The 5,238-nt window shown below is 69.7% G+C and carries 4 protein-coding genes and 2 pseudogenes; 4 read left to right on the plus strand and 2 right to left on the minus strand.

Going from position 1 to position 5,238, the window contains the following annotated elements:
- The 3 genes and pseudogenes from ACWCQ6_RS35655 to ACWCQ6_RS35665 all read left to right on the plus strand — a co-directional run.
- A pseudogene (locus tag ACWCQ6_RS35655) lies at positions 1–329 on the plus strand (hypothetical protein); the annotation flags it as partial.
- Between the two features lie 139 nt (positions 330–468).
- A complete protein-coding gene (locus ACWCQ6_RS35660) occupies positions 469–1,410 on the plus strand; it encodes a WD40 repeat domain-containing protein (RefSeq protein ID WP_451096444.1) in 942 nt (313 codons plus the stop codon).
- A gap of 270 nt (positions 1,411–1,680) precedes the next feature.
- Positions 1,681–1,944, plus strand: coding sequence for a hypothetical protein (locus ACWCQ6_RS35665; protein WP_451096446.1), 264 nt, complete (start codon positions 1,681–1,683; stop codon positions 1,942–1,944).
- Positions 1,945–2,016: 72 nt separating this feature from the next.
- On the opposite strand, the gene ACWCQ6_RS35670 is transcribed toward ACWCQ6_RS35665, so the two are convergent.
- Positions 2,017–3,438, minus strand: a complete 1,422-nt coding sequence (locus ACWCQ6_RS35670; RefSeq protein ID WP_451096448.1) for a competence protein CoiA family protein — start codon at positions 3,436–3,438, stop codon at positions 2,017–2,019.
- Positions 3,439–3,951: 513 nt separating this feature from the next.
- On the opposite strand from ACWCQ6_RS35670, the gene ACWCQ6_RS35675 reads away from it, so the two are divergent.
- Positions 3,952–4,269 carry a hypothetical protein gene (locus tag ACWCQ6_RS35675; RefSeq protein ID WP_451096450.1) on the plus strand — a complete coding sequence of 106 codons (318 nt, stop codon included), beginning with the start codon at positions 3,952–3,954 and terminating at the stop codon, positions 4,267–4,269.
- A gap of 398 nt (positions 4,270–4,667) precedes the next feature.
- Here the strand turns inward: ACWCQ6_RS35675 and ACWCQ6_RS35680 are convergent.
- A pseudogene (locus tag ACWCQ6_RS35680) lies at positions 4,668–5,238 on the minus strand (hypothetical protein); the annotation flags it as partial.

A 5,238-nucleotide genomic window follows, 5' to 3' on the forward strand; every position in this document is an offset into this window, starting at 1 on the left:
GCTGCACCTGGTGCTCGACGCCGATCCGCCACGCCTCGCGCAGGACGTCGCGGGCCTCGTCGCGGGCGGCAGTCCTGGAGCTGATGAACTCAGGCGAGTACGCCGAGCTGCCTCCCGCGCAGATCTGGGCCCGCGAGCTGGATGCCGGGCGCTACCACTGCTCGGTCTCCACGATGTACCGGATCCTGCGGGAGAAGGGGCAGTCCGGCGAACGCCGCCGCCAGGCCGCCCATCCGGCGAAGACGGTGCAGCTCCGTGACGACGATCTCGCAGCCGCCCGAGCCGCCAACCGGGAGTTGATGGCGCAGCTCAACCGCGCCCACGAATGATCCAGCACTCGGCTTCTCAGGCAGCGCGGCCCAGCGGGTTGCCTGAGGAGCCGCTGCATATTCGAAGATACGATCGACTCGATCGGCACTCTCCCGACCATCTACTGCCATCCAGGCATTGCCTTGCCCAGGAGACCAGATGCGCCGCATTGCCAACGCCCACCGCTCTTACGCTCATCCCCTGGCCTGGTGGTTTCCGGACGATGGGCGGGAGCTGTTGTTCACGGCGGGTCATGAGGGCGACGGTGAATTGCGCTGCTGGGATACGGTCTCCGGTCTCCGTGTCGTCGACTTCGAGGCAGACGAATGTCTGCTCGTGCACAACGGTGCCCTCGCGCCGCTGCCGGACGGCCGGCTGATTCTGGCGACGTCCGACCCGGACGGGCTGCACCGCTGGGACGCGCACACCGGGCAGTTCCTGGGCCGGAACGAGAGCACCACTATCTGGCACGTCACCACTGCGCCGTCCGCGAGCGGACGGCTCCTGTTCGTGGGGGCCGGCATCGACGGCCATCTCCACCGCTGGGACGCAGCCACCGGCGAACCGGAAGGGTCCTCCTGGAAATGCCACAGCGGGTATGCCCTCACCGTCACGAGCCTCACCTTGCCAGACGGCACACCACTGGTGGTCACCGGCGGCGAGGACGGCACCGTGCGCCGATGGCACGCAGAGACCGGCAAACCCGTCGGCGAGCCGCTGACGGTCAGCCCTGACGGTCGCGCCTTCAACCTCGCCTCCTGCCAGCTACCGGACGGACGGGTCCTCCTCCTGGCACGCGACGAAGTTCAGGGAATCCACCGGTGGAACGCAGCCACAGGCGAACCGATCGGCCCGCCCCTGCGTATGGGCAAGCTGTTCCCGCACACAACCGCTGTCGTTCCGGTCCCCGGCGCACCCCGTGTGATCGTGGCATCTGAGGACGAGACCGTGCACCAGTGGAACGCACTCACCGGCGAGCAACTTGCACCGCCCCATCCCGGAGGCGCCGCCGCGGCGGCCCTCCGCCCCGACGGCACCGCGGTACTCGCTACCGGGTCCCACGATGGCGCACTCCGGCTGGACGAGCTGGGCACTGATTAGAAGAGCCGCACCCCGCTGCCGTCATTGCCAGCCCAAAGTGAAGCGGTCCCTCCACGACGAACGATCACCGACTGAGTCAATCGCCCCAACCTTCGTACACCACAACTGTTGCACCCACTAAGGTCGTCCCGACCGCCCCTGAGCTGCGTGAACTCGAACCGCACGCGCGCGGCGCCCCGGAGAAACGTCGGCGACTTCGACGCGAGCGGCGCGGACATCGAACGGGACTGGGCCCGGCGCACCGAAGACTGCTAGGACGAGGTCCGCCGGGTGCTCCTGACCCGCGAGCAGACCATCGAGCACGAGCTGCCCTCGGCCCAGGGCAAGCACGGCGACCCGAGATGGCCGACCTTCGCCGACCGCCACGGCCTCGACCCCACCCACCCCGTGCAGTGGGAGCTTGAGGCCCTGGAACCAGCCGAACTCCAACGCCTGGTCCTCGCCGCCGTCGACCCGTACATCGACCGCGAGGGAGAACAACGCCGCGCCCTGGCCGCCTTCCTGGGCGGCTGGGACGCGGCGGGCAGGGGCTGAACCGTTGGCTGGACGGTTGCTTCCGGTGGAGATAGGAGGGCGGCGCCCCTGGCCCCGGCCCCGGCGGGTGTCTCAGCACATGGTGAGCTGTTCGTGTTCGGGCAGGTCGAGGTGGACGATCCGGCTCTGGGGGAGGACGTCGGCGAGCTCGCGCGCCTCCTGGGGGCTGCGGGCCAGGACCAGCTCTTCCGCGAGCTTGAGGCAGGCAGCGGCCAGGCCGGGGCAGGGCCGCACGATCCCGTACAACGTCCGCCGCTTGTCGGCCACGTGGACCGGGACGCCGCGGGCGTACTGCGACCACATCATCGGCTTCTCCGGGATCTCCACCCGCAGGTTCGACGTCCGCCAGGCGTGCTCGGCGACGGCGGCGAACAGCTCGGTCTGCTGCTGCGGCGACAGCCGGCCCCACCACGCCCGCGCGGTCTCCAGGTCCTGGCGCTCTTGCTCCTCACGCTCGGCCTGCTCACGGGCGAGACGTGCCTCGCGTTCCACCCGCTCCTGTTCCCGGCGCGCTTCCTCCTCCGCCCACCGCTGCTGCATCTGTTCCATGAAGACGCGGTGCGCCTCCTCCCGCTGCAGCCGCCGACGTTCGTCCTCCTCGGCCTTCCGTACCCGCTCCTTCTCCTCCAGTTCCTTCCGGCGCCGTTCCGCGGCCTCCTCCTGCTCCTGCTGGCGGGCCTCCCGCTCCGCCCGCGCGGCTTCCTGCCTCTGCCGCATCGCCTCATGCCTGTCCTGATCGGCGACCGACCGCTTCGAGGTCCACCACAGATCCCGCTTGAACCGACGCCGCTCACCCTCGACAACCCGGTACACCCGCCGGTACCGGCACAGCACCTCGGCAGGAACGAGCTGCCCCTCCAGCGCCCAGCGCACGAACCGCTCCAGCGTCTCCTCCCGAAACTCCCACCGCCCGCTCCGGTAGACGAACCCGGCGAGCCCGTCGTCCACCACCCACGGCTGCCCCCGTTCCTTCGGAGCCCGGACACGAACGGCCGGCACCGCACTGATCCACCGTGGCGGCCGCGCGCCCGGATGCACCCAGCACACCCGAATCCCCTCTTCGGCGTACCGATCGGTGCGATCAGCAATGTCGTCCACCGTGATCTGCGACAGCTGCGCCTCCCAGGCCATGCGCCGACTCCCGTCCGCAGACGAGGCCATGACGTCCGCCCGCCACGACCCGTCCTCGGCCGGCACCTCCAGCGCCGCGAACCACCCGGCCGCCCGGATCGCACCCGCCATCTCCAACTTGAGCATGTGGTGCTCCCACGATTCGTTCAGCAGTTCACACGACTTGGGCCGTTCCGGGTCGTGGCAGAAGTACCGGACCCCGTACCGGGAGACCTTCGGGTGCAGGCCCCAGGAACAGTCCGGGCAGGTGAGCGGGACGCGGGGACGGGCCTTGTGGATCCGGCCCCATTCCAGGCCGTGTCCGAGGCCGGGGAGGGTTGAGTCGAGGCGGCCCAGTTCAGGGTGCAGCGCGGTGAAAGGCATGAATCGCGTCTCCTGGCGATCCGGCATGCTTGCGGCGTATCTGACAGGACAGCAGATATCAGGCACCACTGACAGAGGGTCTCCAGCGTCTGGGCCTCACTGCCGCTCCGTATGCCGACTGCGGCGTTCTCGCCGGCCAGTCTGTCCAGGAGGAAGAGCGGCGCGCCGGAACCTCACCGCCTTCCTGGACGGTTGGGACGCGGCGGGCAGGGTAGCGACGTCAGCGCGGTATCTGGAGGCTTACGCGGGTGCTGCCTGTGGTGCCGACGCGAGCGCGGCATGCATCACCGCCCAGCCCCAGAGAAGCAAGGTGTATGCCCTGCTTCAGCGGGCCCTGGCGGAGTCGAACAAGGCTGGCATCGCGACCGGGCCCGAAGAGCGGCCACAACTGTAAACGCTGCCAGCGGCGCGGCCCGGCCCGGCCCTCTGAGACACCTGCGGCGAACCGTCCTCTGCCCGCCAGGTGGTGCACCCTCTGCCGAACTCCTGCTCCGCAGCCAGGCATAGGAGAGGATGTCGCATGTGATCAATGAAGATCTCTCATTGCGCCTGGCCGGAGCACGAGGCCGCGTCATCATCAAGCTCAGCGGCGCCGCGGCTCGGTGGGGCGGTGTAGTGCCGGACGATCCAGGCGTCGCCGAGCTGGCCGACCTCTTGGAAGAGGCTGCAGGAACCTTTCACGAGGAGACCGCCTCCCGCGCCAAGGCCGAATTGATGTCCGGCGTTGCTCACTTGAGGGCCGCCGACCGGCTCGGCGGACTCCTCCCTGCCGTGACGCTGTGGCACCTGAACCAAACTCTCCAGCGGGCGGACGCCGCCCGCGGGGTCTGAATCCCGCGGACGGCCTGCCCGACGAGGGCCTGTCGCTACGGCGCCCATGAGTGCGTGCTCCTGATCCGGCCGTTGATCCGAACTACGGCCTGGTCCCCGAAGCACCGGGCGGTGTTGGTCCGGGCGTTCGCAGTCGCGTGCGGTGATGCTGAAAGCGTGAGCGTCAGCAGCGAGTACCCGGTGAGCGCAGACCAGAGGCGAGCGGGCCGGCTCGGTCTGGATCCCGAACGCGATCTGCGAGTGGCTGGCCTGTGACGACGTCCCCGCGCTGCTCGGGATTCCATGATTGGATCCGCGCCAGTTTAGCTCCGGCGCTTGGCCGGGCCCGCCGGACCGCTGCATACCTCGCGCATGGGCGGCACCCACCGCCTGCACCTGTAGCGCGTCCTTGGCGCTGGCTACCGGCGCAGGCGCGAGAGCAGGCTGGGCCGCCCGGACGCCTTCGGATCGGTATCCGGCACGGTGATCTCGGGAGGCTGCGCGACGCCGGTGTCGCCGAAGATGGCGTGTCGCACGGCATCCCAGTCTTCGCGGCGCCACCAGTCGAGCAGACGGGCGCTGCCGATCACCGGCATGGTCAGCGCGTCGGCGAACGCGCGGTCGGTGTAGACCTCGGCGTCCCGCTGCGCGGGTGGGAGCTTGATCTGGTGGTTGACCACCAGGACGCCGCCGTCAACAGGCTCGGTCCCGGCCAGACCGGGCCAGGTGTTCAGGTGCTTGAGCAGTTTGTCGGGCAGGCTGTGCGGTGGCCGGTTGTTCGCCGACTTCACCTCGACCAGGATTCGGCGGTCGCCGTACTCGGCCAGCAGGTCCGCCGACTCGGTGCCGTACACGTCGTCGAGGCGGGTCACTGCGGCGCCTGCCGCCACGAGGACGTCGTGCACCGCGTCTTCCAGCGGGCGGGCGGTGCCGAACAGCAGGCCGTCGCGCAGCGGATCGGCCACGGCCCGCAGCTCGGCGAGTTGCTGC

The organism is Streptomyces sp. NPDC001880, from assembly GCF_053594575.1.